Here is a 26482-nt window from a genome sequence, read left to right as displayed (position 1 = left end):
GGGCGCAGCCACCGCCGGGGCAAGGGCCGTGGCTAGTCCGGCAGGGCGAAGGCGAGGACCTGGTCGCCCCGCTTGGTCTGGGACTTAGCGTGGCCGCCAGCGGCGATCACCACATACTGGCGGCCTTTCCAGACATAGGTCATGGGGGTGGCCTGTCCGCCGGCGGGCAGGCGGCCGCGCCAGAGCTCCTTGCCGGAGGCGGCGTCGAAGGCGCGCAGGTAGTTGTCCATGGCCGCGCCGATGAACACCAGGCCCGAGGCGGTGGCGATGGGCCCGCCAAAATTGGGCGTGCCGACGCCGCGCAGGATGAACTGGGTTCCGGGGACAAGATCGGCGGTGGTCCCGAGCGGCACGCGCCACAGCACCCGGCCGTCGCGCATGTCGATGGCGGCCAGCTGGCCCCACGGCGGGGGGTTGCAGGGCATGCCCAGCGGGGAGCGCAGGAGCTCGCGCTTCATGCCGTAGCGCGCGCCGGTGTTGGGGCTGATCTCGACGCCAGGCTGGGCGGCCCGAGCGGCGGGGACGTCCTCGGCGGGGATCAGCGTCACCTTGTGCAGCGCCGAGGAGGTGTTGACGTAGGCGACCCCGCGTCCGGCGTCGTAGGCGATCCCTCCCCAGTTGGAGCCGCCGCCAGTGAAAGGATAGAGGATCGTGCCGTCGACGGAAGGAGGCGTGTAGATGCCTTCGTTGCGTGCGCCGGCGATGAGCCGCCGACACGCCCCGCGGTCCCAGGGGGTGAGACCGAACGCCTCGTCGGCCTTGATCCGGTGCGGCGACAAGGGCTCGGGCGCGATTGGAAAGGGCTGGGTGGGGGACAGCTGCTCGCCGATGGCGCCGCCCTGCGGTACGGGCCGTTCCTCGACCGGGATGATCGGGGCGCCCGTCACGCGGTCCAGGGTGAAGATCAGGCCCTGCTTGGTGGGCTGGATGACGGCCGGCCGCGCTGCGCCCTTGTAGGCGACCACGCCGAGCGTGGGCTGCGCCGGCACGTCGTAGTCCCAGACGTCGTGGTGGGTGGTCTGGAACGCCCAGGCGACCTCGCCGGTGGCGGCCTTCACGGCGACCACGGAGTTGGCGTAACCGTCGTCGCCCGGCCGATGGGCGCCGTAGAAGTCGGGGCTGGGGCTGGAGGTCGGTAGGAACACCAGGCCGGCGGCCTCGTCGACGCTCATGGGAGCCCAGACGTTGGCCGCCCCCGCTGTCACGCCGGGACCCGCGCCCTGCAGCGGATCGAAGGTCCAGCGGAGGGCGCCCGTGACCGCGTCGAACGCGTGGACCGCGCCGGAGGTCTCGTGGACGCGCTGGTTGTCGTCGATCGAGGAGCCGACCACGACGACGCCGGCGGCGACCACCGGGGCCGAGGTGATCTGGGCGCCCCCCGGCCGGGCCAAGTCCGCGCCGGGCATGGCGTCGACCACGCCGGCCTCGCCGAAGCCCGCACAGGCCTTGCCGGTCGCCGCGTCGAGGGCGAACAGGCGCCGGTCGTTGGTGGCCATGAAGATGCGTTCGGCGCACGGCTCGCCGGGCGGGGCGGCGGGATCGCGCCAGTAGGTCACGCCCCGGCAGTTGAACGAGTTGGGGTAGCGGACCTTCGGGTCGATCTTGGGATCGAAGCGCCAGAGCTCACGGCCGCTGGCGGGGTCGAGGGCGATGGCCACGTTGAATGGCGAGCAAAGGTGCAGCCGCCCGCCGGCGAGGATCGGCGTCGCCTCGAAGGCCGCCGCCTCGACGGCCTCGCCGCGCGCAGCCAGTTCGCCCGTCGAATAGGTCCAGGCGGTCTTCAGGCGCCTGACGTTGGCCGGGGTGATCTGGGCGGCGGCGGAGAACCGCTGGCCGCCGGCGTCCCCGCCATAGTGGGCCCAGCCCACGTCGGCGGCGGGCGGCGTCGGCTCGGCCGGCGCGCAGGCGGAAAGAACGACGACGACGGCGGCGAGCGGCGGTGCAAGGCGCATGGACTCATAGAGCCTCAAGCGGCGCCGTAGTGGAAGAGGGCGATCGGCGTCGCTGAGGGCCGGGGCTCAGGCGGCGTCCGGCACGAGGCGCACCGGGATTGCGGCGTCGGCCATGGCGGCCTTGACCTCGCCGATCGCGACTTCACCGAAGTGGAAGATGGACGCGGCGAGGACGGCGTCAGCGCCGCCCTGGGTCACCGCCTCGACCATATGGCGGGCGTTGCCGGCGCCGCCGGAAGCGATCACCGGCACGCCGACGGCGGACGTGACCGCCTTGAGCAGGGCGAGGTCGTATCCGGTCTTGGCGCCGTCGCGGTCCATCGAGGTCAGGAGGATCTCGCCGGCGCCGCGGCGCACCACATCCTCGGCGTATTCGACGACGTTAAGGCCGGTGTTGTTGCGACCGCCGTAGGTGAACACCTCCCACAGCCCGGGCTCGGTCTGTTTGGCGTCGATGGCCACGACGGTGGCCTGGGAGCCGAAGGCGTCAGCGCAGGCGGAGACGAGGTCGCGGTTCTCCACCGCGGCGGTGTTGATGGAGATCTTGTCCGCGCCGGCCAGCAGCAGGCGACGGGCGTCCTCCACCTTGCGGACGCCGCCGCCGACGGACAGCGGCATGAAGCAGACGTCGGCGGTTCGGGCGACGACGTCGAGGATGGTGTCGCGGCGCTCGTGGCTGGCGGTGATGTCCAGGAACATCAGTTCGTCCGCGCCGGCGGCGTCGTAGGCCCGCGCCTGCTCCACCGGATCGCCGGCGTCACGCAGGGACAGGAACTGCACACCCTTGACCACGCGGCCGTCCTTGACGTCCAGGCAGGGGATGACGCGGACCTTCAGCATCAGGCGGCGACCTTGAGCGCCTCGGCCGGACGGATCGCGCCTGTGTAGAGGGCGCGGCCCAGCACCGCGCCGGCGATCGGCACGCCCTCGCGTTCGCGCAGCTTGACGATGTCGTCCACCGAGGCGAGCCCGCCGGCGGCGATCACCGGGATCGCCACGGCGTCGGCGATGGCGCCGAATGCCTCGACGTTGAAACCCATGAGCGCGCCGTCGCGGTCGATGTCGGTGATGATCAGGGCGCCGACGCCCACGTCCTCGAAGCGGCGGGCCACAGTGACGGCGTCGAGGTCGGAATCCTCGGTCCAGCCCTGGACCGCGACCTTGCCCTTGCGCACGTCGACGCTGACGGCGATCTGCTCCGGCCAGCGGCGGGCGGCCTGCTTGACGATCTCCGGCTCGCGCACCGCCACGGTGCCCAGGATCACGCGGGAGACGCCCGCCTCGATCCAGCGCTCTATGTCGGCGAGGGAGCGGATGCCGCCGCCGAGCTGCACCGGGATGGAGACGGACTCCAGGATCGCCTCGACGGCCGAGGCGTTGACCGCCTTGCCCTGCACCGCCCCGTTCAGATCGACCACATGAATCCACTGGAATCCGGCGTCGGCGAACTTGGTCGCCTGATCGGCGGGGGAGGTGTTGAACACCGTTGCGGTGTCGAGGTCGCCGTGCAGGACGCGCACGCACTGGCCGTCCTTGAGGTCGATGGCGGGATAAAGGATCACGGTCGCCACTCCAGGAAGCGCGCTAGAAGGGAAAGCCCGGCAGCTTGCGACTTTTCCGGGTGGAACTGAACCCCCGCCACATTGCCGTGCGCGACGGCGGCGGGGAACCGGCCGCCATGGTCGACCCAGGCGGCGACGTCGGCGTCCCGCTCCGGATAGAAGGCGAACGAGTGGGTGAAGTACATCGGCGTTCCCTCCGCGAGGCCGGCGAGGATCGGCTGGCCCGAGAGGCCCGTCAGTCCGTTCCAGCCCATATGCGGGACCTTGCACGCCGGATCGGCGGTCTCCAACCGCTTCACCTCGCCAGCGATCCAGTCGAGGCCGGGGGTGACGCCGAACTCCAGGCCGCGGGTGGCCAGGAGCTGCATGCCGACGCAGACGCCCAGGAACGGGGCGCCGCGGCCGCGCACGGCCTGTGTCATGGCCTCGACGAGCCCCGGACGGGAATCCAGAGCGCGGCGACAGGCGGCGAAGGCGCCGACGCCGGGCAGCACCAGCCGGTCGGCGCGGGCCACCTCGTCAGGATCGGCGGTGACCCGGATCTCGGCCCCCACGTTCGTGCCGGCCGCGGCCTTCACCAGCGCCTTTTCGGCCGAACGAAGGTTGCCCAACCCGTAATCGATCAGGGCGACGCTCTGCATGGGAAAGGTTCCTAGAGCACGCCCTTGGTGGATGGGGCCTGACCATGGGTCTTGGGATCGATTTCGACCGCGGTGCGAAGGGCGCGGGCGAGGGCCTTGAAGCCGCTTTCGGCGATATGGTGTGAATTGTCCCCGTAGAGCGTCTCCAGGTGCACGCAGGCGCCGGCATTCATGGCGAAGGCGTGGTGGAATTCCTTGAAGAGCTCGGTGTCCATGTCGCCGACCTTCGGGCGCAGGAACTGCACCTTCCAGATCAGGTAGGGCCGATTGGACAGGTCCACCGCGCAGCGCGTCAGGGTCTCGTCCATCGGGATGTAGGCGTGGCCGAAGCGGCGCACGCCCTTGAAGCCGTCCAGGGCCTTGTGGATCGCCTGGCCAAGGACGATGCCGGTGTCCTCGACCGTATGGTGCATGTCGATGTGCAGGTCGCCCTTGGTCTCGATCTCGAGGTCGAAGCCGCCATGACGGGCGAAGCTGTCCAGCATGTGGTCGAAGAACCCCACGCCGGTGGACACCTGGGCGCGGCCGGAGCCGTCCAGATCGACGCTGACGCGGATCTGGGTCTCCTTGGTTTCGCGGACGACTTGCGCCGTTCGAGCCATGAGCCTTCTAAAGTCCCTTGTCGGCCGCGAGCGCCTTCAGGTTGACCTGAGGGCGCGGGCCGTAGTGCGAGATCACCTCGGCCGCGGCCAGCGATCCGAGCCTGCCGCATATGGGCAGGGGGCGGCCGCCCGCCAGTCCGAAGAGAAACCCGGCCGCGTATTGGTCGCCCGCGCCGGTCGTGTCCACGACTTTTTCCACCGGGAAGGCCGGCACGGCGTGGGTCTGGTCCCCCGCAAGCACCACCGAGCCCTTCTCGCTGCGGGTGATGGCGGCGAGCTGGACCCGTTGACGCATCTGGGCGGCGGCGGCGTCGAAATCCGTGGTGCGGAACAGGGCGGTGAGCTCGGCCTCATTGGCGAAGACCAGGTCGACCTGGGTGTCGATGAACTCCATCAGCGCCTCGCGGTGGCGCTCGACGACGAAGGCGTCGGACAGGGTGATGGCGATCATCCGACCCGCCGCCCGGGCCAGGCCCGCGGCCTTGGCGAAGGCGCGGCGGGCTTCGCTGGGATCGAACAGATAGCCTTCCAGGTAGACGATGGCCGCGCCCTCGATGATCTCGGGCTTGACGTCGGCGGCGGTCAGCTCGGTCGAGGCGCCGAGAAAGGTGCACATGGTCCGCTGGCCGTCCGGGGTGACGTTGATCAGGCAGCGGCCTGAACCGGGGCCTCCCGCCAGCGGCGGCACGTCGAAGTGCACCCCGATGGCGCGGGTGTCGTGCACGAAGACCTGCCCGAGCTGGTCGTCGGCGACCTTGCCCAGATAGGCGGCGCGGCCGCCGAAGGAGGCGACGCCGGCGATCGTGTTGCCCGCGGAGCCGCCCGAGGTCTCGATGCCCGGCGCCATGCGTGCGTAGAGGGACTCGCCGCGAGCCTGATCAATCAGCGTCATTGCGCCCTTGTCCAGGCCCTCGGCCGTAATGAAATCGTCGCTGGCGGGAGCGATCACGTCGACGATGGCGTTGCCGATGGCGGCGACGTCGTAAAGGGCGGTCATCAGGGCTTTCCGGGGGAACGTCGGCGGGTGACTACAGGGAAAGCCGTGCGCGATCAACGCGAACGGCGCGGCGAGCCCTTTGTGAAGGCCGATTGGCGGGGGATCGATCAGATGCGGCTGTTTCATTTCAGCGAGGAAGACCAGATCGGCGCCTTCGTGCCGCGGCCCGTCCGCACGCCTTCGGAACGGGGGCCGGGGCGTGAATGGCTGAACGGTCCGTTGGTCTGGGCCATCGAGGAGGCGCGCCAGGCCATGTATCTGTTCCCGCGGGACTGCCCGCGGGTGCTGTTGTGGGCGACGCCGCAGACCACGGCCGCGGACCATGAGCGCTGGTTCGGCGCCAGCGGAGCCCGCACCCTGGCCTATGTGGAATACGACTGGCTGGATCGCGTGCGCACGGGCAGGCTGTTCCGCTATGAATTCGCGCGGGGCGGGTTCGAGAGCCTGGAGGACGCCGGCATGTGGGTATCGCGCCGCACCGAGCGGCCGATCGGCCGCGAGACGATCGACGACCTGATCGGCGCCCTGCGGGCGCAGGGGGTCGAGCTGCGCGTGGCCGAGACCCTGGCGCCCCTGAAAGGGCTTTGGGAGACGAGCCTGCACTTCAGCGGCATCCGGCTGCGCCACGCCAAGGGCTGGGCCGCATGAGGCGGTTCGCCGCGGTCCTCCTCGGCCTGTGCGCGATGGGCGCTTCGCCGGCGGATTGGCGCGCCCTGGACCCGGACGAGACGCTGGTCATCGACACCACCAAGGGCCGGATCGTGGTGGAGATGCGGCCCGACCTGGCGCCCCAGGCCGTGGCGAGGATCAAGCGCCTGGCGCGGGAGGGCGTCTACGACGGCTTGCAGTTCCATCGCGTGATCGAAGGGTTCGTCGACCAGACAGGCAACCCGGACAACCGTGACGGCGGGACCTCGGCCTATCCTGACCTTCCGCCGGAGTTCACGGCCCGGGTGAAGCCCATCGAAATCGCCGCCGTTCGCCGCGCCAGCGATGGATTGGAGGGCTTCATCGGCGCGACGCCGGTGGCGGCGGAAGCGGCCTCCGTCGCCGACGGCCGCGCCGATGGGACGTTTCGCGCCTGGGGCGCCTACTGCGCCGGGGTGGCCGGGATGGGACGGCAGGCCGACGAGGGATCGGCCAATAGCGAGATCTTCTTCATGCGCGCGCCGGCCCGGCGGCTGGACCGGGCCTACACGGTCTGGGGGACGGCGGTGATCGGCCTGGATGCGATCCGCGCGATGGCGGTGGGCGAGCCGCCGGCGGAGCCGGACCGTATGCTGCGGGTCAGGGTGGCGTCCGACCTGGCCGCCGCCGAGCGGCCGAAGGTGGAGGTGATGGACGTGCGCGGGCCGGCTTTCGCCGCCGTCGTCGCAGCCGGCCGAAAGGCGAAGGGCGCCGACTTCACCGTCTGCGACGCGCAGGCGCCCGCGCGGATACGCTAGCGCGCGCCGTCGCGGACCCAGTGGGCGCTCATCGGAAACGGCGTCCAGGCGCGGCTGAGGCGGGCGGCCTCGCGCACCACCGAGGCCCTGGCGGCGAAGCAGTTGCGCCCGCGGACCTCCAGGCCGGGCAGTGGCTGGGGCGTCAGGGTGTTGGACGAGGCGCCGGCGCGTGCTTCGGCGGGGCTGGCAGGGCCTTCGCCGGCCGCCGGCGGACCGCAGAGCACCGGCCAGGCGGAAAAGGCGGTGACGCGGCCGCGGCCGTCGGTCCGGGTGGGCGCGAGGGCCCAATAGGCGTAGGGCCCGGCCTCGCCCTTCGGCGGCTGGACCTGGACGATGTTCGGATCGCCGCGGGCAAGCAGCAGGCTCATCTCCTTGTCCTCGTCGAAGATCGAGCCCAGGCCCGCGCCGGTCATCTCCCAGTCCTCGGCGCAGCCGGGCCACTCGTCTCGCGGCAGGGCCTCGTCGACGCCGCAATCGGGGTCCTCGCCGAGCCACAGGCCCCGGCGAAACACTGGCGCGCCGCGGGCGTCGGCGCGGGTGAACAGGGGTTCGTCGGAATGGACGAGATTGGCGCAGCCGCTCAGGCTGGCGCTGAACGCCAGGAGCAGGATGCAGGCCAGCGCCCTCATGCGAACAGCTTCCGCGAGGGGCAGAGGTCGGCCACCAGGCATTCGGCGCAGCGCGGCTTGCGGGCAAGGCACGTGTAGCGGCCGTGCAGGATCAGCCAGTGGTGGGCCCGCGTAAGGTAGGGCTCGGGCACCACCGTCATGAGTTCGGCCTCGACCTGGTCGGGGGTCTTGCCAGTGGACAGGCCCAAGCGGTGGGAGACGCGGAAAACGTGGGTGTCGACCGCGATCGCCGGCTCGATGCGCAGCTCGTTCAGCACGACGCTGGCGGTCTTGCGCCCGACGCCGGGCAGTTTCTGAAGGGCCTCGCGCTCGAGCGGCACCTCGCCGCCGTACTGATCGACCAGGATGCGGGCCGCGGCCATCACGTTCCTGGCCTTGGTTCGGAACAGGCCGATGGAGGCGATGTAGGGGATCAGGCCCTCCTCGCCGAGCGCCAGCATCTTCTGCGGCGTGTCGGCGACCTGGAAGAGCCGGGCGGTGGCCTTGTTGACCGAGACGTCCGTGGCCTGGGCCGAAAGCGCCACGGCGACGAGGAGCGTGTAGGGGCTGTCGTACGCAAGCTCGGTGCGCGGGTCGTCCTCGGCGGACAGGAAGCGGGCGAAGATCTCGTCGATGCGAGCCCGCTCGGCAGGCTTCAGGCGGGTCCGGGTGGCGGGCTTGACCATGGGCGGACCATGGCGCGCACGCGGCGCTTCGCCAAGCGCGCGAGGGCGGCTATGTTGCGTCGCCATGAGCCCGACGCTCTACATGGACGCCGAAATCACGCCCAACCGCTCGCTTTCGCAGCGGGGCTTCATCGTCCTCATCGGCGTCATCACCACCCTCAACTGCATCTCCGCGGCCGTGTTCATCGCCATGGGCGCCCATTGGGTGCCGGTGTTCCTGGGCCTGGACCTCGCCGCGGTGATCGTTGCGTTCCTGGCGAGTTTCCGGGCTGCGCGGCAGGTGGAGCGCGTGCGGGTTAGCGCGGGCCACGTGCGGGTGACCCACGAGATCCGCGAGCAGGTGCGCCTCGTGTGGGAATCGCCCACCGCCTTCACGCGCATCGCCCTGGAGACCGAGGACGACCGGGCCGTCGAGCTGCGGCTGGCGCTCTCCGGCCGGGAGGTGGCCGTGGCCCAGGCGCTGAGCCCCTCCGAACGGGCCCAGTTCGCCGTCGCCCTGGAACAGGCCATCCGCAAGGCGCGGATGGAGCGCGGCTAAGCCCCCCCTAGAGGATGAAGCGCGAGAGGTCGGTGTTGCGGGCAAGCTCGCCGATGCGGGCGGCGACATAGGCGGCGTCGACCCTGATCGTCTCGCCGGTGCGGTCGGCGGCGGTGAAGCTGATGTCCTCGAGCACCTTTTCCATAACCGTCTGCAGGCGCCGCGCGCCGATGTTCTCCACCGCGCCGTTCACGGTGACGGCGGCGTCGGCCAGGGCGTCGATGGCCTCCTCTGAGAACTCCAGGGTCACGCCCTCGGTCGCCAGAAGCGCCTGGTGCTGACGGAGCAGATTGGCTTCCGGCTCGGTGAGGATGCGGCGGAAGTCGTCCCGGGTCAGGGCCTTGAGCTCCACCCGGATCGGCAGCCGGCCCTGCAGCTCGGGCAGCAGGTCCGACGGCTTGGCCACGTGGAAGGCGCCCGAGGCGATGAACAAGATGTGGTCGGTCTTCACCGGCCCGTACTTGGTGGAGACCGTGGTCCCCTCGATCAGGGGCAGCAGGTCGCGCTGGACCCCCTCGCGGGAGACGTCGGCGCCGGCCCGGTCCGAGCGGCTGGCGACCTTGTCGATCTCGTCCAGGAAGACGATCCCGCTGTTCTCGGCCAGCTCCAGGGCCTCCTGCGTCAGGGCCTCCTGGTCGAGAAGCTTGTCGCTCTCCTCGGCGATCAGCGGCGCCCAGGCGCCGACGACGGTGGTCTTGTGGGTCTTGGTGCGGCCGCCGAAGGCCTTGCCCATCATCTCCGACAGGTTGAGGACGCCGAGCGACGCGCCCGGCTGGCCCGGCAGGTCCAGCATGGGGAAACCCGCAGCCGTCTCGGCGAGCTGCAGCTCGACTTCCTTGTCGTCCAGCTCCCCGGCGCGCAGCTTGCGGCGGAAGGACTCCCGCGCGGCGGTGGAGCCGGGACCGGTGAGGGCGTCGAGGATGCGCTCCTCGGCGGCGGCCTCGGCGCGGGCGCGAACGGCGGCGCGGCGCTTGTCGCGCACCATGGCCATGGCGCTCTCCACCAGGTCCCGCACGATCTGGTCCACGTCGCGGCCGACGTAGCCGACCTCGGTGAACTTGGTCGCCTCGACCTTGAGGAACGGGGCCTGGGCCAGGCGCGCCAGACGGCGGGCGATCTCGGTCTTGCCGACGCCGGTTGGGCCGATCAGCAGGATGTTCTTGGGCGTCACCTCGTCCCGCAGGGCTTCGGGCACGCGTCGGCGGCGCCAGCGGTTGCGCAGGGCCACGGCGACGGCGCGCTTCGCCTCGGGATGGCCGACGATGTAGCGGTCGAGTTCGGAAACGATCTCGCGGGGGGAAAATTCGGTCATGGGGTCATCGGGGCCCGTGGCGCGGGCCGGTGGTCAGGGGTTGGATGGCGGGACGGGCAGGATCTGGTCGAAGACCAGCCGCCAGCCCTCACGGTCGTGGCGCCAGATGCGTACATAGTGGCCGCGCGCCGCCTGCGCCTCGTGCGACCAGCTGGCGTCGCCCCAGGTCCACGCCAGATCGCCGGCCTGCGACGCCTCGCCGCCGCGGGCGGAGAACTCCATCCGGGGCGCGCGGGCGGCGAGCTCGGCTCTCACCGCCGCCGGGTCGACCGCCGGCGCGGCGGAGGAGCCCTGCACGCGGGCGTCGGGGGCCAGAGCTGCGCCGTACGCCGCGACAAGGTCCTGCGAGGCGGCGCGCGCGAGCTCGGTCTCGGCCGCGACCACGCCGGCCCAGGCCTCCTCCCGGCGCTGGGCGGCTCCGCTGGCGGCGGCCAGCGCCGCGGGGGCGGCGTCGGGACCAGGCGCGCCGGAGGTGTCGCTGGGGGCGCCGCCGTCGTACACCCACTTCCACCCGCCGTCGGCCTGGCGCTTCCAGACGGTGAAGTACCAGCCGCTGGGCTTGCCGTCGTAGGTGGCCGGGCCGCTGGTGAAGCCGAGGTCGCCGGACTCGGCCAGCCCCGCCCACACGGGCCACCAGACCAGGGCCGGGCCGGGCTTGTCCGGCCGTGCGCCGTAGAGGTCGTGGGCCTTCACCGGCTCCGGCGCGAAGAGGATGGCGTCCGGCGTCGAGTGCTTCAGGAAGCTCTGCTTGACGCCCAGGGCGAGGCCGTCGGCGGCGAAGGCCCGCTCGGCGGCGACCACGGGTGCGGGATCGGCCGCCTGCGTGGCGAGCGGCGGCAAGCTGACGGCCGTGACGAGGACGGCCAGGACGGCGTCAGACCGTTTCAACGGTGAGCTCGCCATTGGTGTAGACGCAGATCCTCGCGGCGATGCCCATGGCCTTGCGGGCGACCTCCTCGGCGGACAGGGCGGAGTCCATCAGGGCGAGGGCGGCGGCCAGGGCGTAGTTGCCGCCCGAGCCGATGGCCGCCGCGCCGCTTTCGGGCTCCAGGACGTCGCCGACGCCGGTGACGGTGTAGATGGCGGTGGAATCGGCGACCAGCAGCATGGCCTCCAGCCGACGCAGGTAGCGGTCGGTGCGCCAGTCCTTGGCGAGATCGACGCAGGCGCGGGCGAGCTGGTCGGGATATTGCTCGAGCTTGGCCTCCAGCCGCTCAATCAGGGTGAAGGCGTCGGCCGTGGCGCCGGCGAATCCGGCCACCACCTTGCCGCCGGCCAGCCGGCGGACCTTGCGCGCATTGCCCTTGACGACCGTCTGGCCCATCGAGACCTGGCCGTCGCCGGCGATCACGGTGGCGCCGTCCTTGCGCACGGCGAGGATGGTGGTGCCGTGCCAGTCGGGAAACGATGTAGCTTGGGGGCTTGCGGCGGTGCTCATGGCCGCCGATGTGGCCAGGGACGCGAGCGAGGTCAAGGCGCATGGAATTTTCGGACGCGGAGGTCGAGCGCTACGCCCGCCACCTGGTGCTGCGCGAGGTCGGCGGGCCCGGGCAGCAGAAGCTGAAGGCCGCCCGCGTGCTGGTGGTCGGCGCCGGCGGCCTCGGCGCCCCGGTCAGCCTCTATCTGGCCGCGGCGGGCGTCGGGACGATCATCCTCGTCGATCCCGACGCGGTGGACGCCTCCAACCTGCAGCGCCAGGTGATCTACGACGAGGCTGATCTCGGCCGACCCAAGGTGGAGGCGGCCGCCGAGCGGCTGGGGCTGCTGAACCCCCATGTCGAGGTGCGGGGCGTGCGCGCCGCCCTGACCGAGCGCAACGCCCGCGAGCTGGTCGTGGAGGCCGATCTGGTGCTGGACGGCACCGACGACTTCGCCACCCGCTTCGCCGTGAACGCGGCCTGCGTGGCCGAAGGCAGGCCGCTGGTTTCCGGCGCCATCGGGCGCTGGACCGGCCAGGTGGGCGTGTTCGGGTCCGCGCCCTGCTACCGCTGCCTGGTGCCGGAGATTCCCCCGGACGCGGAGACCTGCTCGGCGGTGGGCGTGGTGGGCGCCCTGGCCGGCGTGATCGGCTCGATGATGGCCCTGGAAGCGATCAAGCTGATCACCGGCGCCGGCGAGCCCCTCGCCGGCCGGCTGTTGATCTTCGATGGCCTGTCCGGCGAGACGCGGACGGTGCGGGTGGGGGCCGATCCCGCGTGTGAGGTCTGCGGGCGCTAGGGTCTCTTTCGGGCCGATCGCCGCCCCGCCGGCGCATTAAGAAACGGCTTGATATTCCGCAATGCAGCATCGCGTTCGCGGGTGCAAAAGGTCTGCATCAAGCGGGCGTAAGCGGAAAGCCCGGCGGGGACCGAAGGACTTCCCGAAACGCCGGACCAAAGCTCACGATCGCGACCACGCAAGCGAACCTCAAAAAGGCACGAGCGCCATGACCACCCACGCCAAGCATCACGACGAGGAAGTCGTCGAACGCCTCGAACGCGCCGAAGGCCGTCTCGGCCGCGTCGGCATGATCGTCCTCGCCCTGGCCACCGCGGCCGTGGCCGTGGCCTTCTTCTCGCTGGGCGGCCAGCTGATCTGACCGCAGCGCGGGCGGCCGTCCTGAACGGCCGCTCCGCTTCAGAGCATCGACGGGATCACCCGGTCCGGCGGCTTGTGGCCGTCCATCCAGGTGCGGATGTTGATGATCACCTTTTCACCCATGTCGATCCGGCCCTCGATGGTGGCCGAGCTCATGTGCGGCAGGAGCACCGCATTGGGCAGCTTCAGCAGCTTGGGGTTGATCCGCGGCTCGTGCTCGAACACGTCGAGCCCGGCGCCGGCGATCTGGCCCTTGGCCAGAAGCTCGATCAGAGCCCCTTCGTCGATGATTTCGCCGCGGGCGGTGTTGACCAGAACCGCGTGCGGCTGCAGCAGCTTCAGTCGCCGGGCCGAGAGCAGGTGATAGGTGGCTGGCGTGTGCGGGCAGTTGACCGAGATGATGTCCATGCGGGCCAGCATCTGGTCGAGGCTGTCCCAGTAGGTCGCCTCCAGCTCCTCGGCGATGCGCGGGCTCACCGGTTTTCGGTTGTGGTAGTGGATCTGCAGCCCGAAGGCGCGGGCGCGACGGGCCAGCGCCGTGCCGATGCGGCCCATGCCGATGATCCCCAGCCGCTTGCCGTGGATGCGGCGGCCCATCATCCAGGTGGGCGACCAGCCGGTGAAGCCGCCGGCCTGGATCACGTTGGCCCCTTCGACGATGCGGCGCGAGACCGCGAGGATCAGAGACATCGTCAGGTCCGCTGTGTCCTCGGTGAGCACGCCGGGCGTGTTGGTGACGACCACGCCGCGGGCGTTGGCGGCGGCCACGTCTATGTGATCGAAGCCGGCCCCGAAATTAGCGATCAACTTGAGCTGGTCGCCCGCGCCAGCCAGGAGCTCGGCGTCGAGCCGGTCGGTGATGGTGGGCGCCAGCACCTCGGCCCGCTGCAGCGCGTCAGCCAGGGCCGCCCGGTCCATAGGCTTGTCGGAGAGGTTGAGCTCGGTGTCGAACAGCTCGCGCATCCGGGTCTCCACCGGATCCGGGAGTTTGCGCGTGACAATGACTTTCGGCTTGCGAGCGGGCATGACCGGGTCTGAAAAGGGGAACAGGGACGCACGCGGATGCGTACGACCCTGCACCTGTAGCAAAGGGGCCCTGGGCGGCCAAGGCGAGGCGAGGCTAGCGCGTGCGGCGGGGAGGAGTTTTGCTGGCGGCGGCGTTGACGACGCTGGGTGCGGCCGTCGGCTTCTTCTGGCCGCGCGATGGCCTGGCGCCCAATGCGGCGGTGGCGGCCGACCGGCCGACGCCGTCCGGCCTGCCCGTGCCGCGCTACGTGTCCCTGAAGTTCGGCGAGGTGAACGCCCGGGCCGGCCCAGGCGACGATCATCGGCTGCTGTGGATCTACCACGCGCGCGGACTGCCGGTGCAGGTCGTCGCCGAGACCAGCGAATGGCGTCGGGTGTGCGACCCCGAGCGCGGACTGGCCTGGGTGCACAAGCGCACCACCGACGGGCGCCGCATGGTGATGCGCTGGGAGCCCACGCCGCTGGCGCTGCGCCGAGGACCAAAGGCCGAGGCCGAAACGATCGCCTATCTGCGGCCGCGGGCGCTGGCGGCGCTTGTCCGCTGCAAGAAGGACTGGTGCCGGATTCGCGTGGACGGGGTGTCCGGCTGGGCCCCCGCTAAGGCGCTGTGGGGTACGGACGATCGCCCCCAATGCCGTTGAGCCGGGCGGCGGGCTCTGCTACGGCCATACGTCCCAGACCAAGGCCGGACGAAAAAGGCGCGACATGACAGGGCCGAAAGCCAAGGACCGATACGAATACGACGAGCTGCTGGCCTGCGCGCGCGGCGAGATGTTCGGTCCCGGCAACGCCCAGCTGCCGGCGCCGCCGATGCTGCTGTTCGACCGCATCATCACCATCAGGGACACCGGCGGGGCCCACGACAAGGGCTACATCGAGGCCGAGTTCGACATCAATCCGAGCCTCTGGTTCTTCGACTGTCACTTCCTGGGCGATCCGGTGATGCCGGGCAGCCTGGGCCTGGACGCCCTGTGGCAGCTGGTCGGGTTCTATCTGGGCTGGATCGGCGGCAAGGGGCGCGGGCGCGCCCTGGGCTGCAGCGCGGTCCGGTTCGCCGGCGAGGTGACGCCAGACATCAGGAAGGTCACCTACAAGATCGACATGAAGCGGGTGATCAACCGCCGCCTGGTGATGGGCATCGGCGACGGGGTGTTGGAAGCCGACGGGACCCCCATCTATTGGGCGGAGGACCTGCGCGTCGGCCTTTATCAGCGGCCTTAAGGCTCGGGGGTCCGGGAAGGAATCATGCGTCGCGTCGTCGTCACCGGAATGGGGATCGTCTCCTCGATCGGCAACAACACCAACGAGGTGCTCGCCTCGCTGCGGGAGGCCCGGTCCGGGATCGTCGCCGCGCCGGAATATGCCGAGCTCGGCTTCCGCTGCCAGGTCCATGGGGCCCCGCAGATCGACTGGGAATCCATGGTCGACCGCCGGGCCGCGCGGTTCCTGGCGCAGGGCACCGCCTTTGGCCACATCGCCATGGAGCAGGCGATCGCCGATTCCGGCCTGGAGCCGGGCGAAGTCAGCCACGAGCGCACCGGACTGATCGTCGGCTCGGGCGGACCCTCCACCCGCGCCATCGTCGAGGCGGCGGAGACGGCGCGGACCCGCGGCCCCAAGCGCGTGGGCCCCTTTGCGGTGCCCAAGGCGATGAGCTCTGGCCCCTCGGCCACCCTGGCCACCTGGTTCAAGATCCGCGGCCTGAACTTTTCGATCTCTTCGGCCTGCGCCACCTCCACCCACTGCATCGGCACGGCCTACGAGCAGATCCTGATGGGCAAGCAGGACGTCGTGTTCGCCGGCGGAACCGAGGAGCTGGACTGGACGCTGAGCGTGCTGTTCGACGCCATGGGCGCGATGAGCTCGAACTTCAACGACCGGCCGGCGGTCGCCAGCCGCGCCTATGACGCGGACCGCGACGGATTCGTGATCGCCGGCGGGGCCGGGATCGTGGTGCTTGAGGATTACGAGCGTGCCAAGGCGCGCGGCGCCAAGATCTACGGCGAGATCGTCGGCTACGCCGCCAACTCGGACGGCTACGACATGGTCGCCCCCTCGGGCGAGGGCGCGGCGCGCTGCATGAAGCTGGCCATGGGCGACACCGGCCGGACCATCGACTACCTGAACCCGCACGGCACCGGCACGCCGGTCGGCGACGTGAAGGAGATGGAGGCGGTGCGCGCGGTGTTCGGCGACAAGGCGCCGGCGATCTCCTCGACCAAGTCGCTCACCGGGCACAGCCTGGGAGCGGCCGGCGCGCAGGAGGCGATCTACTGCCTGCTGATGCTGAACAACGGCTTCCTGGCCGAGAGCGCGCACATCGAACACCTGGACCCGGCCTTCGAGGGCCTGCCGATCCTGCGCGAGCGGGCGGACCGGCAGGTGGAGACGGCGATGTCCAACAGCTTCGGCTTCGGCGGGACCAATGGCTGCCTGATCATGGCCCGGGCCGCCTAGAGCGGTTCGGCGGGATCATACAGGGCCGGTCAGGACCACCCGGGTGCCGCGGTCCAGGCGCTCGACCACCGCCTGGCCGCCCGCGCGCTGGGCGAAGGCCTCGATCAGGCTCGCCCCCAGGCCGCCGCCGTTCGTCTGCGCGGCCGTCCCGCAGCCGTCGTCGCTGACCTCCAGCCGCCATTCCCGATTGGTGACGCGGAACTCCACCCCGATCACGCCGCGCTCGTCGGGGCCGAAGGCGTGCTTGGCCGCGTTGGTCACCGCCTCGTTCAGCACCAGGCCGATGGAGACCGCCTGGTCGTGGGGCATGCGTGCGTCGTCACACGACAGGCGCAGCTCGATCCGCTCCGGCAGGAACAGGGCCGAGACGATATTGGCGGTCAGGGTCTTCAGATAGTCCGCCATCGGCACCGCATGGACGGAATCGCCGTTGGTGTAGAGCGCCTGGTGGGCGGCCGCGAAGCTGTGCACCCGGGCGGCGGCGTTGCGCAGGGCCTCGCGCGCGGCGCCGGAGGCCACTCGGCGCTGCTGCAGTTCCAGGAGGCTGGCGACGATCATGAAGTTGTTCTTCATTCGATGGTCGATCTCGCGAAGCAGCAGGTCGCGGGCCACGATCTGCTGGTCACGCTCGCGGGCGGCGCGGCGGACGGCGCGGCCGAACACCTCGGCGAACGCCACCACCACGAGGGCGGCGAGACCGTTGACGGCGGTGCGGCTGGCGTCCTGCGGATCGGCGAAGGCGAACGACTTCGGATAGGGCAGGACGTACCACCAGGCGTAGAGGAACGAAGCGGCGTAGGCCACCGCTCCCGCGGGCCAGCGTCCATAGAGGGTGGCGATCAGCACCGTGGGATAGATCAGGGCGAAGGGCCCGGCGGATGGGGCGATCACGTCCACGCCCAGGCGCGCCACGCCGCTGGCGGCGGCGGCGAGGAGTCCGAAGATGACCTGAAGCACCGGCGCCGGGATCGGTCCCGCCCAACGCTGTACGATGTCGAACTCGCCGAAGCGCTGACGCGTTGGACGCACGACAGGGATCCCCCTAGCGGACGGCAGCATCGCGGCGCCAGGGGCCCCCGTCAATTGAATGTGACAGACCCGCGTGCCGAGGCCGGGCGCCTCAGTCCAGCTTTTGCGCCAGGTGCAGGTGGGTCTCGTAGGCGACGGTGATGCGGCCGCCGTGACCGTCCACGGCGGCCGCCAGCGCCTGGAACAGGTCGGTCCGGCGCCCGGAGGGGAGCAGGTTGAAGTAGGACTTGGTGCCGGAGAGGGCGAGATAGCCCGCCGTGTCCAGTTCGTGCGACCAGAGGTAGGCCCGGTGCAGGACCGGTCCGAACAGGGCCGAGCGGGCCACCAGGGCCCTGATCGGTCCCTCCGGCCGGTACCAATGCTCCCCGGCCGGCGTCCAGAGGTCGGGCGCGAAGCGACGGAAAACTGCCTCGAATGCGCCGAGCAGGGGCTCGGCGGGGGGCAGGGGAACGTGGCCGAAGATCGCCAGCCACCCCTCAGGCTCCAGCGCCTCGGCGGCGCGCTCGTAGGCGAGTGCGGGATCCAGCCAGTGCCAGGCCTGAGCCGCGGTCACCAAGCGAAAGCGGCCGGGCTCGAACGGAAGGGTCTCGAACGGGGCGACGGCGAAGGCGACGTTGGGGCGGTCCGCCAACCTGGCCCGGGCTTCGGCCACGAGGGCTTCGCCGGGATCGCTCGCTAGGATGCGCGGCCCGAGATCGGCAAGGCCGACGGTGGCCTGACCAGCGCCGCAGCCCACCTCCAGCACGTGGTCGGCGGCGTGCAGTCCCGTTATCGCGGCGAGATCGGCGAACAGCGCGGTCGGGTAGCCCGGCCGTGCCTCGGCGTAGAGCCTGGCGACCCCTTCGAAGGTGTCCTTGTGAAGCATCCGCCTCCCACCTCGCTCCATCGATGGGAGTGTCCCGAGGGGGCGCGGGGCCGTCAAACGACGTCTGGGCCGCGTTCTTGTGAGCTCTGCTCACAATGGACGCCCATGCGACCGGCCTTGCGCATTGCGCCGCGCACGGCCACAAACCGCCCAAAGACATCGGGCGAGGACTGCACATGGCCGAAGACTTCCAGATGCCCACGGGCGAGCTGATGAAGGGCAAGAAGGGCGTGGTGATGGGCGTGGCCAATCACCAGTCGATCGCCTGGGGAATCGCCTGCCAGCTGGCGGCGCAGGGTGCGGAGATGGCGTTCCTGCATCTTCCGGGCATGGAGCGCCGGGTGCAGCCGCTGGCCGAGAGCATCGGGGTCAAGCATCTGAGCCCCGCCGACGTGACGGACGACGCCTCGATGGAGGCGGCCTTCGCCGCGGTGGAGCAGGCGTTCGGCGCGATCGACTTCTTCGTTCACGCGGTGGCCTTCGCCAACAAGGACGAGCTGAAGGGCTCGTTCGTGGAGAACACCACCCGTGAGGGCTTCCTGCGGGCGATGGACATCTCGGCCTTCAGCTTCGTCGACTGCGCCCGGCGCTCGGCGCGCCTGATGCCGAACGGCGGCTCGCTGGTGTGCCTGACCTATCTCGGCTCGGAGCGGGTGATCCCGAACTACAACACCATGGGCGTGGCCAAGGCGGCGCTGGAGGCGGCGACGCGCTATGTGGCGCGCGATCTGGGTCCGAAGGGCATCCGCGCCAACGCGATCTCGGCCGGGGCCATGCGCACCCTGTCGCTAGCTGGCATCTCCGGGGGCCGCGGCATGATCGCCCAGGGCCGGGCCTTTTCGGCGCTGAAGGAGGACACCTCCATGGAAGGCGTCGCCGGGGCGGCGCTGTGGCTGGTCTCCGACCTCGGCCGCTCCACCACCGGCGAGGTGGTGCATGTGGACGCCGGCTTCCACATCATGGGCCTGCCGGACGAGGCCGAGGCGTAGGCCCTCGCCGAAGAGGACGTCAGCGGCCGTAGGCCCTGAGGAAACGAGCGGCGGCCTCGCGGGCGATCGCCTCGATTGCGGCGTCGTCCAGCGTGCGGTCGGCGCCGAGCAGCCCGGCCATCTGGTAGGACCCCAGCGCCATGCCGCCGAAGAACTCGGCCGCCTGGGGCGGGTCGGGCACCTCCAGGCGCCCGGCGGCGTGCTCGGCGGCGAGATAGTCGGCCAATCGGGCCCTGCTGGCGCGGGGTCCGGCCTCGTAGAGGGCGCGGGCCAGCTCGGGCATGTCGGCGGCCCCCTGGATCACCATGCGCATGAAGGCCACGCTGTTGGCGGCCACGGCCGTCGTGAGCAGCGATCGGGCGAAGCCGGCGAGCGCATCCTGCGGGTGGCCGGCCGCCTCCGGCGTCTCCAGGGGCGCGGTCATTTCGCGGGTGCGGCGCTGTGACAGCGCGCTGACCAGTTCGGCCTTGCTGCCGAAGTGGTTGTAGATCGTCTGCTTGGAAACGCCCGCGCGGCGGGCGACCTCGGCCATGGAGGCGGCCATGCCGCGCTCAGACAGCACGGCGCCGGCGGCGTTGAGGATCGCCTCGCGCTTGGCCAAATCGATCTGGCCGGGAATCCGAGGCATCAGCGGCTTCCGCCGCCGGAGGGCGGGGCGGCCGGCTTGGACGGCGCGGCGAACAGGGCGAGAAGGGCGGCGACCACGCAGCCGAGCGTGAGGAAGCGGAAGGCGTCCCCAAAGGCCATGGTCAGGGCCTGGCGGTGCAACATGCCGCCGAACGCCTTGCGTCCCGCCGCCTCGGGGGAGAGCGATCCGCCGGCGGTCATCATCGATGTCAGGCCGTTCATCATCTCCTGCGCCTGCATGCTGGCGCTGGTCACCCCGGAGACCAGGTCGATGTAGTGATAGGCGGTCATGTGGCTGATGATCGTGGTCAGGATCGCCAGGCCCATGGCTCCGCCGACGTTGCGGATCAGGTTCACCAGCCCCGAGGCGTCCTTCATCAGGGCGATCGGCATGGTGGAGATGCTCATCTGGGAGGCGGCGATCATGGCGATCATGGAGCCCAGCCCGCGCAGGATCTGAAGGGCCATGAACTCCTGGAACCCCCAGTCGCGGGTGACGTAGACGCCGTGGCTGAGCCCCAGGGCGATCAGCGTGAAGCCGATGATCATGCCGATCCGGAGGTCCATGGCGCGGATCACCCGGCCTGCGATCGGGGCGGCGGCGAACATGGTCAGGCCCGAGACCAGCATGGTCGTGCCGACCTGAGCCGGGGAGTAGCCGCGGATCTGCGCCAGGAACAGGGGCAGGACGAAGGTGCCGCCGTACAGGCTCATGCCGGCGACGAAGTTCATCAGGCTGCCCAAGGTGAAGTTGCGGTCCTGGAAGGGCGCCAGGGACACGATGGGCTGACGGTAGGCGATCTGCCGCCAGATGAACGCCGCCCCACAGATGACGCTGAGCACCGTCAGCCACAGGATCAGGTCGTCGGCGAACCAGCTCTCGCTGGCGCCTTCCTCCAGCACGTACTGCATCGAAAGCAGGAAGGCGGTCATCAGGCCCAGGCCCAGCCAGTCGATGCCCTTGGCGTACTTCGGATCGCCCGTGTCGAAGTCGGCGTAGCGGCCGACCAGGAACAGCACCAGCAGTCCCGGGATCACATTGACAAAGAACAGCCAGCGCCAGCCGAGGGATTCGGTGAGGTGGCCGCCCAGGGTCGGGCCGACGGTCGGCGCCAGGGTGACGATCAGGCCGACGATGACATTGGCGGTGATGCGCCGCTCGATGGGGAAGACGGTCATGGCGGTGGCGAACACCGCCGGGATCATGGCGCCGCCCGCCAGCCCCTGCAGGGCGCGAGTGACGATCATCATCTCGATGGAGGTGGAGAGCCCGGTGGCGATGGAGGAGACGATGAAGGCGATCACCGCCGCCACGTAGAACTTCTGAGTCCCCCACATCTTGGACAGGTAGGCCGTGAGCGGGATCATCACGACCTCGGCCAGGAGGTAGATGGTCTGGACCCAGCTGATCTCGTCGGCGCTCGCGCCGATGCCGGCCTGGATCTGCGAAAGCGAGGCGGCCACGATCTGCACGTCGAGTACGGCCATGAACTGGCCGATGACCATGCCGCCGAACCCCAGGAAGACCTTGGTCCAGTTGACCTGGTCTGCTGGGCCCAGCGGGGTCTGCTCCACCGCCGGCGCGGCGGGCCGGGCGGCGGGATCGAGGGCGGCGTCGCTCATGACGCCCTACGGACGGGCGCTGGCCAGGCGGCCGGCCGGGACGGCCTCGGCGAAGCTGGTCCCGGTCTCGTCGCGGACATCGACCTTGACCTCGACCGACAGGCCTGGACGCAAAGCGCCGGCGAGGGGATCGTCACGGTCCACGGCGATGCGGACGGGAAGGCGCTGGGCGATCTTGGTGAAGTTGCCCACCGCGTTCTCCACCGGGATCAGGGCGAACTCGGCGCCGGTGGCCGGCGCGAAGCTCTCCACCCGGCCGGAGATCTCCTTCTTGCCGAAGGCGTCGGCGCGAATCGTCACGGGCTGGCCGATGCGCAGGCGCGAGACCTGCGTCTCCTTGAAGTTGGCCACCACATAGGCTTGGCCGAGGGGCACGATGCTGAGCAGGACGCTGCCGGCGCGCACGTACTGGCCCGGGCGCACGGCGCGGGCGCCGACCACTCCGCTTATCGGCGCGCGGATTTCGGTGCGCGACAGGTCGATGCGAGCCTGCTCGACGGCGGCGCGGGCGGCGGCGGCCTGGGCCAGGGTCTGGGCGCGGGCGGAGCCCAGGGATTCGGCGGACCGACGCTCGGCCTCCAGGGCGGCCTCGGCCTGGGCCACGGCGGCGCTGGCCTGGCCGGCGGCGGCCCGGGCGGTCTGCACCCGTTGGGCCGAGACATAGCCGCGGTCGGCCAGGGCGCCGTAGCGGGCCATCTCGGCGTCCGCGAGCTGCGCCTCGGCCTGGGCGCTCCTGACCCCGGCGGCCTTCTGGGCGATCAGCGCCCGTTCCAGAGCGGCCTTGTCGTCGACCCCGCGGACGGCGGCGTCCAGCGCCTTGGCGTTGGCCTCGGCCTGCGCCAGGCGCGCCTGGATGGTGGCCGGATCAATGCGCGCGAGCACCTGGCCTGCGGCGACGGTCTGGTTGTCGGTCACCAGCACTTCGGAGACGTAGCCTTCGACCAGCGGGGCGACGGCGACGTTGTCGGCCTGGATGAACGCGTTGTCGGTGGTCTCATAGGCCTGCTTATGGGTCCACCAGACGATCCCGCCGACGACGACCGCGACAGCGACGACGGCGCTGACGCCGACGGGGACTATGTGGCGCCTGACAAATCCAGCCATGAATGCACGCCTCGAAACGAAAAATGGACTTATCGGTCTATATATTCCCTGAGGTAGTGCAGTCCTGAACGGCCGGCAAGAGACATCGGCGGGGCCGGGGGCGGAGGGGGCTGGACGGCGGCTTTGGATCGTCGGCATATCCCCCCATGACCAAGCCCTTCGATGCAGACGTGATCATCGCCGGCGCCGGTATGGCGGGGGCGACCCTGGCGGTGTCGTTGCACCGCGCCGGCCTGAAGCCGGTGCTGATCGATCCGATGCCGTTCGAGACCCAGCTTGAGCCCGCCTTCGACGGTCGCGCCTCGGCTATCGCCTATGCGGCCTTCCGCCAGTGGCGGGCGTTGGGGCTGGGTCCCGCGATGGAGCCCCACGCCCAGCGGATCGAACAGATCCTGGTTACGGACGGGCGCGCGCCCGGGGCGGCGACCGGCGGGCCCTCGCCCTTCTTCCTGCGGTTCGACGCCAGCGAGATCGCCGACCGCTCGGACGGCGAGCCGCTCGGCTACATGCTGGAGAACCGGCGCACCCGCCAGGCGCTGTCGCAGGCCGTGGCTGAGGCGGGCCTTGAGGTCATCGCCCCGGCGCGGGTGGAGGGGGTCGACGTCGAGGCCGGTTGCGCGCGGGTCCGACTGGCGGACGGACGCGAACTGACCGCCCCCCTGGCCGTGGGCGCCGAAGGCCGGGGCTCGGCCGTGCGGCGGGCCGCCGGCATCGGCGTGATCGGCTGGGATTATCGGCAGACCGGGGTGGTGGCCACCGTGCGGCTGGAGCACGGGCACCAGGGGGTGGCGCACGAGTATTTCCTGCCGGGCGGGCCGTTCGCCATCCTGCCCCTGACCGACGACCGAGCGAGCCTGGTGTGGACCGAGAGGCGGCCGCGCGCCCAGGCGCTTGCAGCGGCCGGTTCGGACGCGTTCCACGCGCACCTCCAGCGGCGGTTCGGCGAGGTGATGGGCAGGGCCGTGCGCGAGGGGCCGGTGTTCACCTATCCACTGAGCCTGCAGCTCGCTGAGCGGTTCTGCGCGCCGCGCATCGCCCTGCTGGGCGACGCCGCCCACGGGGTGCACCCGATCGCGGGCCAGGGGCTGAATCTTGGGCTGAAGGGGGCGGCGGCCCTGGCGCAGACCCTGGTGGAGGCGGCCCGGCGGGGCGAAGACATCGGCTCGGCGGCGGTGCTTGAACGCTACGCCCGCTGGCGGCGGTTCGACACGGCGATGCTGTCGGCGGGCATGGACGCCTTCGTCCACCTGTTCTCCAACGACAACCCGGCCGTGCGCCTGGCGCGGGGGCTGGGCATGGCCGCCGTCAACCGCATCGGCCCGGCCCGCCGGATGTTCATGCAGCAGGCCGGCGGCGCCTTCGGCGACCTGCCGCGGCTGTTGCGCGGAGAGGCGCTCTAGGGCTGCCTACTCGCCTTCGGCCAGTTCGCGGGCTTCCTCGGGCAGCATGATCGGAACACCGTCGCGGATCGGGTAGGCGAGCCGCGCGCCGCGGCTGATCAGCTCGCCGCGCGCGCGGTCGTATTCCAGCGGGCCGTGGGTGACCGGGCAGACCAGGATCTCCAGGAGGCGCGGGTCGATGGCGGCGGCGAGGGCGGGAGCTTCGGTCATGGCCGCTTGTTACTGCACCGAGGGCGGGGCGTCATCGCCATCCTGCAGGCTGTCGATCTCCAGGAGCGTCGTAAGGGCGGAGAAGCGTTCGATGAGACCGGGGGCTTCGAGCAGCGCCTGCTTCTCGGCCGGGTCGAAGGGCAGACCCATGGCCAGGCTGGTCACCAGCGCTTCCAGCGGCGCCTCGGCGGCGGTCTCCCAGTCGATGTCGAGTTCGCGGCGGTTCAGGTAGCGCTTGAGCGCCCGGGCGAAGCGGGTGCGGTCCAGCCCCTCGGGCGGAGTCTCGTCCTCGTCGAGGTCCTCGCCGTAGGGCTCAAAGCGCGCACGCACCTGGCGATAGGGGGTGCGCACCGGCAGTTCGTCGCCGGCCTGGAAGCGGCAGACGCCGGTCAGGGTGATCAGGTAGCGGCCGTCGGCGGTCTCGGCGAAGGCGGTGATGCGCCCGGCGCAGCCGACGCCGGCCAGGTTCGGGCGCGCACGCTCGCCGCCGGGCCGGGTCTGGATCATGCCGATCATCCGATCGCCGGCCATGGCGTCGTCGACCATGTTGAGGTAGCGCGGCTCGAAGATCTGCAGCGGAAGCTCGCCGCCCGGCAGCAGCACGGCCCCGTCGAGCGGAAAGACCGGCAAGGCCTGGGGCAGATCGCCGATGCGTCGGTATCCGCCGGGCATGGAGCTCATCCCTTGCTGGGCCGACCGGCCTGGTTCACGAGAACAGGATCGCCGACAGGCGCCGGCGGCCCTGGCGGGCGATGTCGGAGCCGGGCCCCGCCGCCTCGAAGATCGTCAGGATCTGCTTGCGCGCCGCCCCGTCGTTCCAGTCGCGGTCGCGTTCGATGATCGACAGCAGGTGGTCGACGGCGGCGTCCAGGCGCCCGTGCCCCGCGAGGGCCTTGGAGAGCTCGAACCTGGCCTCGTGGTCGTTCGGGTCGGCCTCCAGGCGCCGCTCGAACCCGGCGGTCTCGTCCGGGGCGGCCTCGGCCAGGGCCAGGGCGGCGCGCACGCTGTCCAGTTCGGGGTCCTTGGCCTCGGGAGGCGCCATGTCCAGCACCTCCTGCGCCCGTTCGCGGTCGCCGCCGGCCAGGTAGCATCGGGCGAGGCCGGCCAAAGCCTTTGCGTTGTCCGGTTCGGCCTGGAGCACCTGGGCGTAGGCGCGGGCGGCGGTGGCCAGGTCGCCGGCCTCGAACGCCTCCTTGGCCATCTCCAGGATTTCGTCGGCGGCCGAAGGGCCGGCGCCGGCGCGGGCCTGGGCGGCCAGGCGCTCGACGAAGGCCTTCACCTGGCTCTCGGGCAGAGCGCCCATGAAGCCGTCCACCGGACGTCCGCCCGAGAAGGCGAAGACGGCGGGGATGGATTGGACCCGCAGCTGGCCCGCATAGGCCGGGTTCTGGTCGATGTCGATCTTGACCAGTTTGACAGCCCCCTTGGCGGCCGTGACCGCCCGTTCCAGCGCGGGGCCGAGCTGACGGCAGGGACCGCACCAGGGCGCCCAGAAGTCGACGATCACCGGCTGGGTGCGGCTGGCTTCTATGACGTCGGCGACGAAGCTGGCGTCCGTGGCGTCCTTGATGACGTCGCCCGCCGGACCGCCGGCGGTGTCCCCGATGAGGGTCATATCCTTACTCGTCCCTTGTCCCGCGACTTCAACGCGTCGCGCCTAAGATGGTCGCATGCGCGGCCGGCTTCAACGCGCCAGCGCATTCTCGACCACAGCCATGGCCGGGAAATCCACTACGATCGGTCTGCGGCCGAGGGCGGCGAGGAAGCGGGCGAAGCCCTGGCGGTCCACCGTGGTGGTGGCGGTGTTGGCCAGGGGGTGGAAGTTCACATGCTCGGCTTCGGCGAGCGCCTTGTCGAGGACGAAGGTGACGCGCTGCTCCGGGTCGTTGACGAGGGCGAAGGCGGTGACCGAGCCGGGGGCGACGCCGAGCGTCTCCTGAAGCAGCTCCGCCGAGCCGAAGGATAGGCGCGCCGAGCCGATCACCAGATGCAGGCGCTTGAGGTCGATCACGGTCTGGTCGGCGGCGGAGATCAGCCACAGGCGCCCCTTGGCGTCCTTGAGGAACAGGTTCTTGGTGTGGGCGCCGGGAAGACCCTTCTTGATCTCCTCGCCCTCGCCGACACGGAACACCGGCGGATGCTCGAGGGTGGCGTGGGCGACGCCGTGGGCGTCGAAGAAGGCGAAGAGATCGGCGCGGCTTTTCATGCCGCTTCCATAGCCGAAGAGGGCGC

The 26482-nt window shown here is 70.8% G+C and carries 31 protein-coding genes; 10 read left to right on the top strand and 21 right to left on the bottom strand.

What is annotated here, in order from left to right:
• Nucleotides 1-32: 32 nt before the first annotated feature.
• From ACK4YQ_RS03950 to ACK4YQ_RS03925, 6 genes are all read right to left on the bottom strand, one after another.
• Nucleotides 33-1952, bottom strand: a complete 1920-nt coding sequence (locus tag ACK4YQ_RS03950) for a pyrroloquinoline quinone-dependent dehydrogenase (RefSeq protein WP_409608491.1) — start codon at nt 1950-1952, stop codon at nt 33-35.
• Between the two features lie 66 nt (nt 1953-2018).
• Nucleotides 2019-2792 carry an imidazole glycerol phosphate synthase subunit HisF gene (gene hisF / locus ACK4YQ_RS03945; protein ID WP_409608489.1) on the bottom strand — a complete coding sequence of 258 codons (774 nt, stop codon included), beginning with the start codon at nt 2790-2792 and terminating at the stop codon, nt 2019-2021.
• Entirely contained in the window at nt 2792-3514 is a 723-nt protein-coding gene (hisA, locus tag ACK4YQ_RS03940) for a 1-(5-phosphoribosyl)-5-[(5-phosphoribosylamino)methylideneamino]imidazole-4-carboxamide isomerase (protein WP_409608487.1), read from the bottom strand. Before hisA ends, hisF begins: the two co-directional genes overlap by 1 nt.
• A complete protein-coding gene (gene hisH, locus ACK4YQ_RS03935; RefSeq protein WP_409608485.1) occupies nt 3511-4155 on the bottom strand; it encodes an imidazole glycerol phosphate synthase subunit HisH in 645 nt (214 codons plus the stop codon). The genes hisA and hisH overlap by 4 nt, the downstream gene beginning before the upstream one ends.
• An 11-nt stretch (nt 4156-4166) precedes the next feature.
• Entirely contained in the window at nt 4167-4757 is a 591-nt protein-coding gene (gene hisB / locus ACK4YQ_RS03930; RefSeq protein ID WP_409608483.1) for an imidazoleglycerol-phosphate dehydratase HisB, read from the bottom strand.
• 7 nt (nt 4758-4764) lie between these two features.
• Nucleotides 4765-5754, bottom strand: coding sequence for an adenosine kinase (locus ACK4YQ_RS03925; RefSeq protein WP_409608481.1), 990 nt, complete (start codon nt 5752-5754; stop codon nt 4765-4767).
• 111 nt (nt 5755-5865) lie between these two features.
• Here ACK4YQ_RS03925 and ACK4YQ_RS03920 point away from each other — a divergent pair, with 111 nt between their 5' ends.
• Entirely contained in the window at nt 5866-6402 is a 537-nt protein-coding gene (locus ACK4YQ_RS03920; RefSeq protein ID WP_409608479.1) for a DUF6886 family protein, read from the top strand.
• Nucleotides 6399-7199 (top strand): peptidylprolyl isomerase, encoded by an 801-nt coding sequence (locus ACK4YQ_RS03915; RefSeq protein WP_409608477.1) that lies wholly within the window; start codon nt 6399-6401, stop codon nt 7197-7199. Before ACK4YQ_RS03920 ends, ACK4YQ_RS03915 begins: the two co-directional genes overlap by 4 nt.
• Here the strand turns inward: ACK4YQ_RS03915 and ACK4YQ_RS03910 are convergent.
• Nucleotides 7196-7828, bottom strand: coding sequence for a hypothetical protein (locus tag ACK4YQ_RS03910; protein ID WP_409608475.1), 633 nt, complete (start codon nt 7826-7828; stop codon nt 7196-7198). The genes ACK4YQ_RS03915 and ACK4YQ_RS03910 overlap by 4 nt on opposite strands.
• Entirely contained in the window at nt 7825-8493 is a 669-nt protein-coding gene (gene nth / locus ACK4YQ_RS03905; RefSeq protein WP_409608473.1) for an endonuclease III, read from the bottom strand. The genes ACK4YQ_RS03910 and nth overlap by 4 nt, the downstream gene beginning before the upstream one ends.
• A 64-nt stretch (nt 8494-8557) precedes the next feature.
• On the opposite strand from nth, the gene ACK4YQ_RS03900 reads away from it, so the two are divergent.
• Complete coding sequence (locus ACK4YQ_RS03900) at nt 8558-9031, top strand: DUF2244 domain-containing protein (RefSeq protein ID WP_409608471.1); 474 nt, start codon at nt 8558-8560, stop codon at nt 9029-9031.
• A gap of 7 nt (nt 9032-9038) precedes the next feature.
• Here ACK4YQ_RS03900 and hslU read toward each other — a convergent pair whose 3' ends face one another.
• From hslU to hslV, 3 genes are read right to left on the bottom strand one after another with little or no spacing between them, the layout of a single operon-like run.
• Complete coding sequence (gene hslU / locus ACK4YQ_RS03895) at nt 9039-10343, bottom strand: ATP-dependent protease ATPase subunit HslU (protein WP_409608469.1); 1305 nt, start codon at nt 10341-10343, stop codon at nt 9039-9041.
• A gap of 33 nt (nt 10344-10376) precedes the next feature.
• Nucleotides 10377-11231, bottom strand: a complete 855-nt coding sequence (locus ACK4YQ_RS03890) for a nuclear transport factor 2 family protein (RefSeq protein ID WP_409608467.1) — start codon at nt 11229-11231, stop codon at nt 10377-10379.
• Nucleotides 11218-11781, bottom strand: a complete 564-nt coding sequence (gene hslV / locus ACK4YQ_RS03885) for an ATP-dependent protease subunit HslV (RefSeq protein WP_409608465.1) — start codon at nt 11779-11781, stop codon at nt 11218-11220. Before hslV ends, ACK4YQ_RS03890 begins: the two co-directional genes overlap by 14 nt.
• Before the next feature lie 41 nt (nt 11782-11822).
• On the opposite strand from hslV, the gene ACK4YQ_RS03880 reads away from it, so the two are divergent.
• On the top strand, nt 11823-12560 hold the full coding sequence (locus ACK4YQ_RS03880) for a HesA/MoeB/ThiF family protein (protein ID WP_409608463.1): 738 nt from the start codon (nt 11823-11825) through the stop codon (nt 12558-12560).
• 208 nt (nt 12561-12768) lie between these two features.
• Nucleotides 12769-12921: a hypothetical protein gene (locus ACK4YQ_RS03875; RefSeq protein WP_409608461.1), complete on the top strand. Its 153-nt coding sequence runs from the start codon at nt 12769-12771 to the stop codon at nt 12919-12921.
• Nucleotides 12922-12959: 38 nt separating this feature from the next.
• Here ACK4YQ_RS03875 and ACK4YQ_RS03870 read toward each other — a convergent pair whose 3' ends face one another.
• Nucleotides 12960-13946, bottom strand: a complete 987-nt coding sequence (locus ACK4YQ_RS03870) for a 2-hydroxyacid dehydrogenase (RefSeq protein WP_409608459.1) — start codon at nt 13944-13946, stop codon at nt 12960-12962.
• Between the two features lie 134 nt (nt 13947-14080).
• Here ACK4YQ_RS03870 and ACK4YQ_RS03865 point away from each other — a divergent pair, with 134 nt between their 5' ends.
• From ACK4YQ_RS03865 to fabB, 3 genes are all read left to right on the top strand, one after another.
• Nucleotides 14081-14587, top strand: a complete 507-nt coding sequence (locus ACK4YQ_RS03865; RefSeq protein ID WP_409608457.1) for an SH3 domain-containing protein — start codon at nt 14081-14083, stop codon at nt 14585-14587.
• 64 nt (nt 14588-14651) lie between these two features.
• Nucleotides 14652-15167, top strand: coding sequence for a 3-hydroxyacyl-[acyl-carrier-protein] dehydratase FabA (gene fabA / locus ACK4YQ_RS03860; protein ID WP_409608455.1), 516 nt, complete (start codon nt 14652-14654; stop codon nt 15165-15167).
• Between the two features lie 24 nt (nt 15168-15191).
• Nucleotides 15192-16403 carry a beta-ketoacyl-ACP synthase I gene (gene fabB / locus ACK4YQ_RS03855; protein WP_409608453.1) on the top strand — a complete coding sequence of 404 codons (1212 nt, stop codon included), beginning with the start codon at nt 15192-15194 and terminating at the stop codon, nt 16401-16403.
• 15 nt (nt 16404-16418) lie between these two features.
• Here the strand turns inward: fabB and ACK4YQ_RS03850 are convergent, their stop codons facing one another.
• The gene (locus ACK4YQ_RS03850) at nt 16419-17432 is read right to left on the bottom strand and encodes a sensor histidine kinase (protein WP_409608451.1); all 1014 of its coding nucleotides are present in this window, start codon (nt 17430-17432) and stop codon (nt 16419-16421) included.
• 91 nt (nt 17433-17523) lie between these two features.
• Nucleotides 17524-18297 carry a class I SAM-dependent methyltransferase gene (locus tag ACK4YQ_RS03845; RefSeq protein WP_409608449.1) on the bottom strand — a complete coding sequence of 258 codons (774 nt, stop codon included), beginning with the start codon at nt 18295-18297 and terminating at the stop codon, nt 17524-17526.
• Between the two features lie 176 nt (nt 18298-18473).
• Here ACK4YQ_RS03845 and ACK4YQ_RS03840 point away from each other — a divergent pair, with 176 nt between their 5' ends.
• Complete coding sequence (locus tag ACK4YQ_RS03840; RefSeq protein WP_409608447.1) at nt 18474-19286, top strand: enoyl-ACP reductase; 813 nt, start codon at nt 18474-18476, stop codon at nt 19284-19286.
• A 19-nt stretch (nt 19287-19305) separates the two neighbouring features.
• Here ACK4YQ_RS03840 and ACK4YQ_RS03835 read toward each other — a convergent pair whose 3' ends face one another.
• Genes ACK4YQ_RS03835 through ACK4YQ_RS03825 form a run of 3 tightly spaced genes read right to left on the bottom strand, consistent with a single transcriptional unit; the run spans nt 19306 to nt 22640 of the window.
• Nucleotides 19306-19914 (bottom strand): TetR/AcrR family transcriptional regulator, encoded by a 609-nt coding sequence (locus tag ACK4YQ_RS03835; RefSeq protein WP_409608445.1) that lies wholly within the window; start codon nt 19912-19914, stop codon nt 19306-19308.
• Nucleotides 19914-21536, bottom strand: coding sequence for a DHA2 family efflux MFS transporter permease subunit (locus tag ACK4YQ_RS03830; RefSeq protein ID WP_409608443.1), 1623 nt, complete (start codon nt 21534-21536; stop codon nt 19914-19916). The genes ACK4YQ_RS03835 and ACK4YQ_RS03830 overlap by 1 nt, the downstream gene beginning before the upstream one ends.
• Before the next feature lie 6 nt (nt 21537-21542).
• Nucleotides 21543-22640 carry an HlyD family secretion protein gene (locus ACK4YQ_RS03825; RefSeq protein ID WP_409608441.1) on the bottom strand — a complete coding sequence of 366 codons (1098 nt, stop codon included), beginning with the start codon at nt 22638-22640 and terminating at the stop codon, nt 21543-21545.
• 146 nt (nt 22641-22786) lie between these two features.
• On the opposite strand from ACK4YQ_RS03825, the gene ACK4YQ_RS03820 reads away from it, so the two are divergent.
• Nucleotides 22787-24040, top strand: coding sequence for a UbiH/UbiF/VisC/COQ6 family ubiquinone biosynthesis hydroxylase (locus tag ACK4YQ_RS03820; protein ID WP_409608439.1), 1254 nt, complete (start codon nt 22787-22789; stop codon nt 24038-24040).
• A 6-nt stretch (nt 24041-24046) separates the two neighbouring features.
• Here the strand turns inward: ACK4YQ_RS03820 and ACK4YQ_RS03815 are convergent, their stop codons facing one another.
• From ACK4YQ_RS03815 to ACK4YQ_RS03800, 4 genes are all read right to left on the bottom strand, one after another.
• Nucleotides 24047-24250, bottom strand: a complete 204-nt coding sequence (locus ACK4YQ_RS03815) for a Trm112 family protein (protein ID WP_409608437.1) — start codon at nt 24248-24250, stop codon at nt 24047-24049.
• A 9-nt stretch (nt 24251-24259) separates the two neighbouring features.
• Nucleotides 24260-24922, bottom strand: coding sequence for an LON peptidase substrate-binding domain-containing protein (locus ACK4YQ_RS03810; RefSeq protein ID WP_409608435.1), 663 nt, complete (start codon nt 24920-24922; stop codon nt 24260-24262).
• 34 nt (nt 24923-24956) lie between these two features.
• Nucleotides 24957-25865 (bottom strand): tetratricopeptide repeat protein, encoded by a 909-nt coding sequence (locus ACK4YQ_RS03805; protein WP_409608433.1) that lies wholly within the window; start codon nt 25863-25865, stop codon nt 24957-24959.
• 69 nt (nt 25866-25934) lie between these two features.
• A complete protein-coding gene (locus ACK4YQ_RS03800) occupies nt 25935-26456 on the bottom strand; it encodes a prolyl-tRNA synthetase associated domain-containing protein (RefSeq protein WP_409608431.1) in 522 nt (173 codons plus the stop codon).
• Nucleotides 26457-26482 lie beyond the last annotated feature (26 nt).

The sequence above is a fragment of the Phenylobacterium sp. genome, assembly GCF_046291545.1.
Lineage (GTDB): Bacteria > Pseudomonadota > Alphaproteobacteria > Caulobacterales > Caulobacteraceae > Phenylobacterium.
Note: the sequence above shows the minus strand (reverse complement) of the source record. Positions and strands in the feature narration are given on the sequence as shown.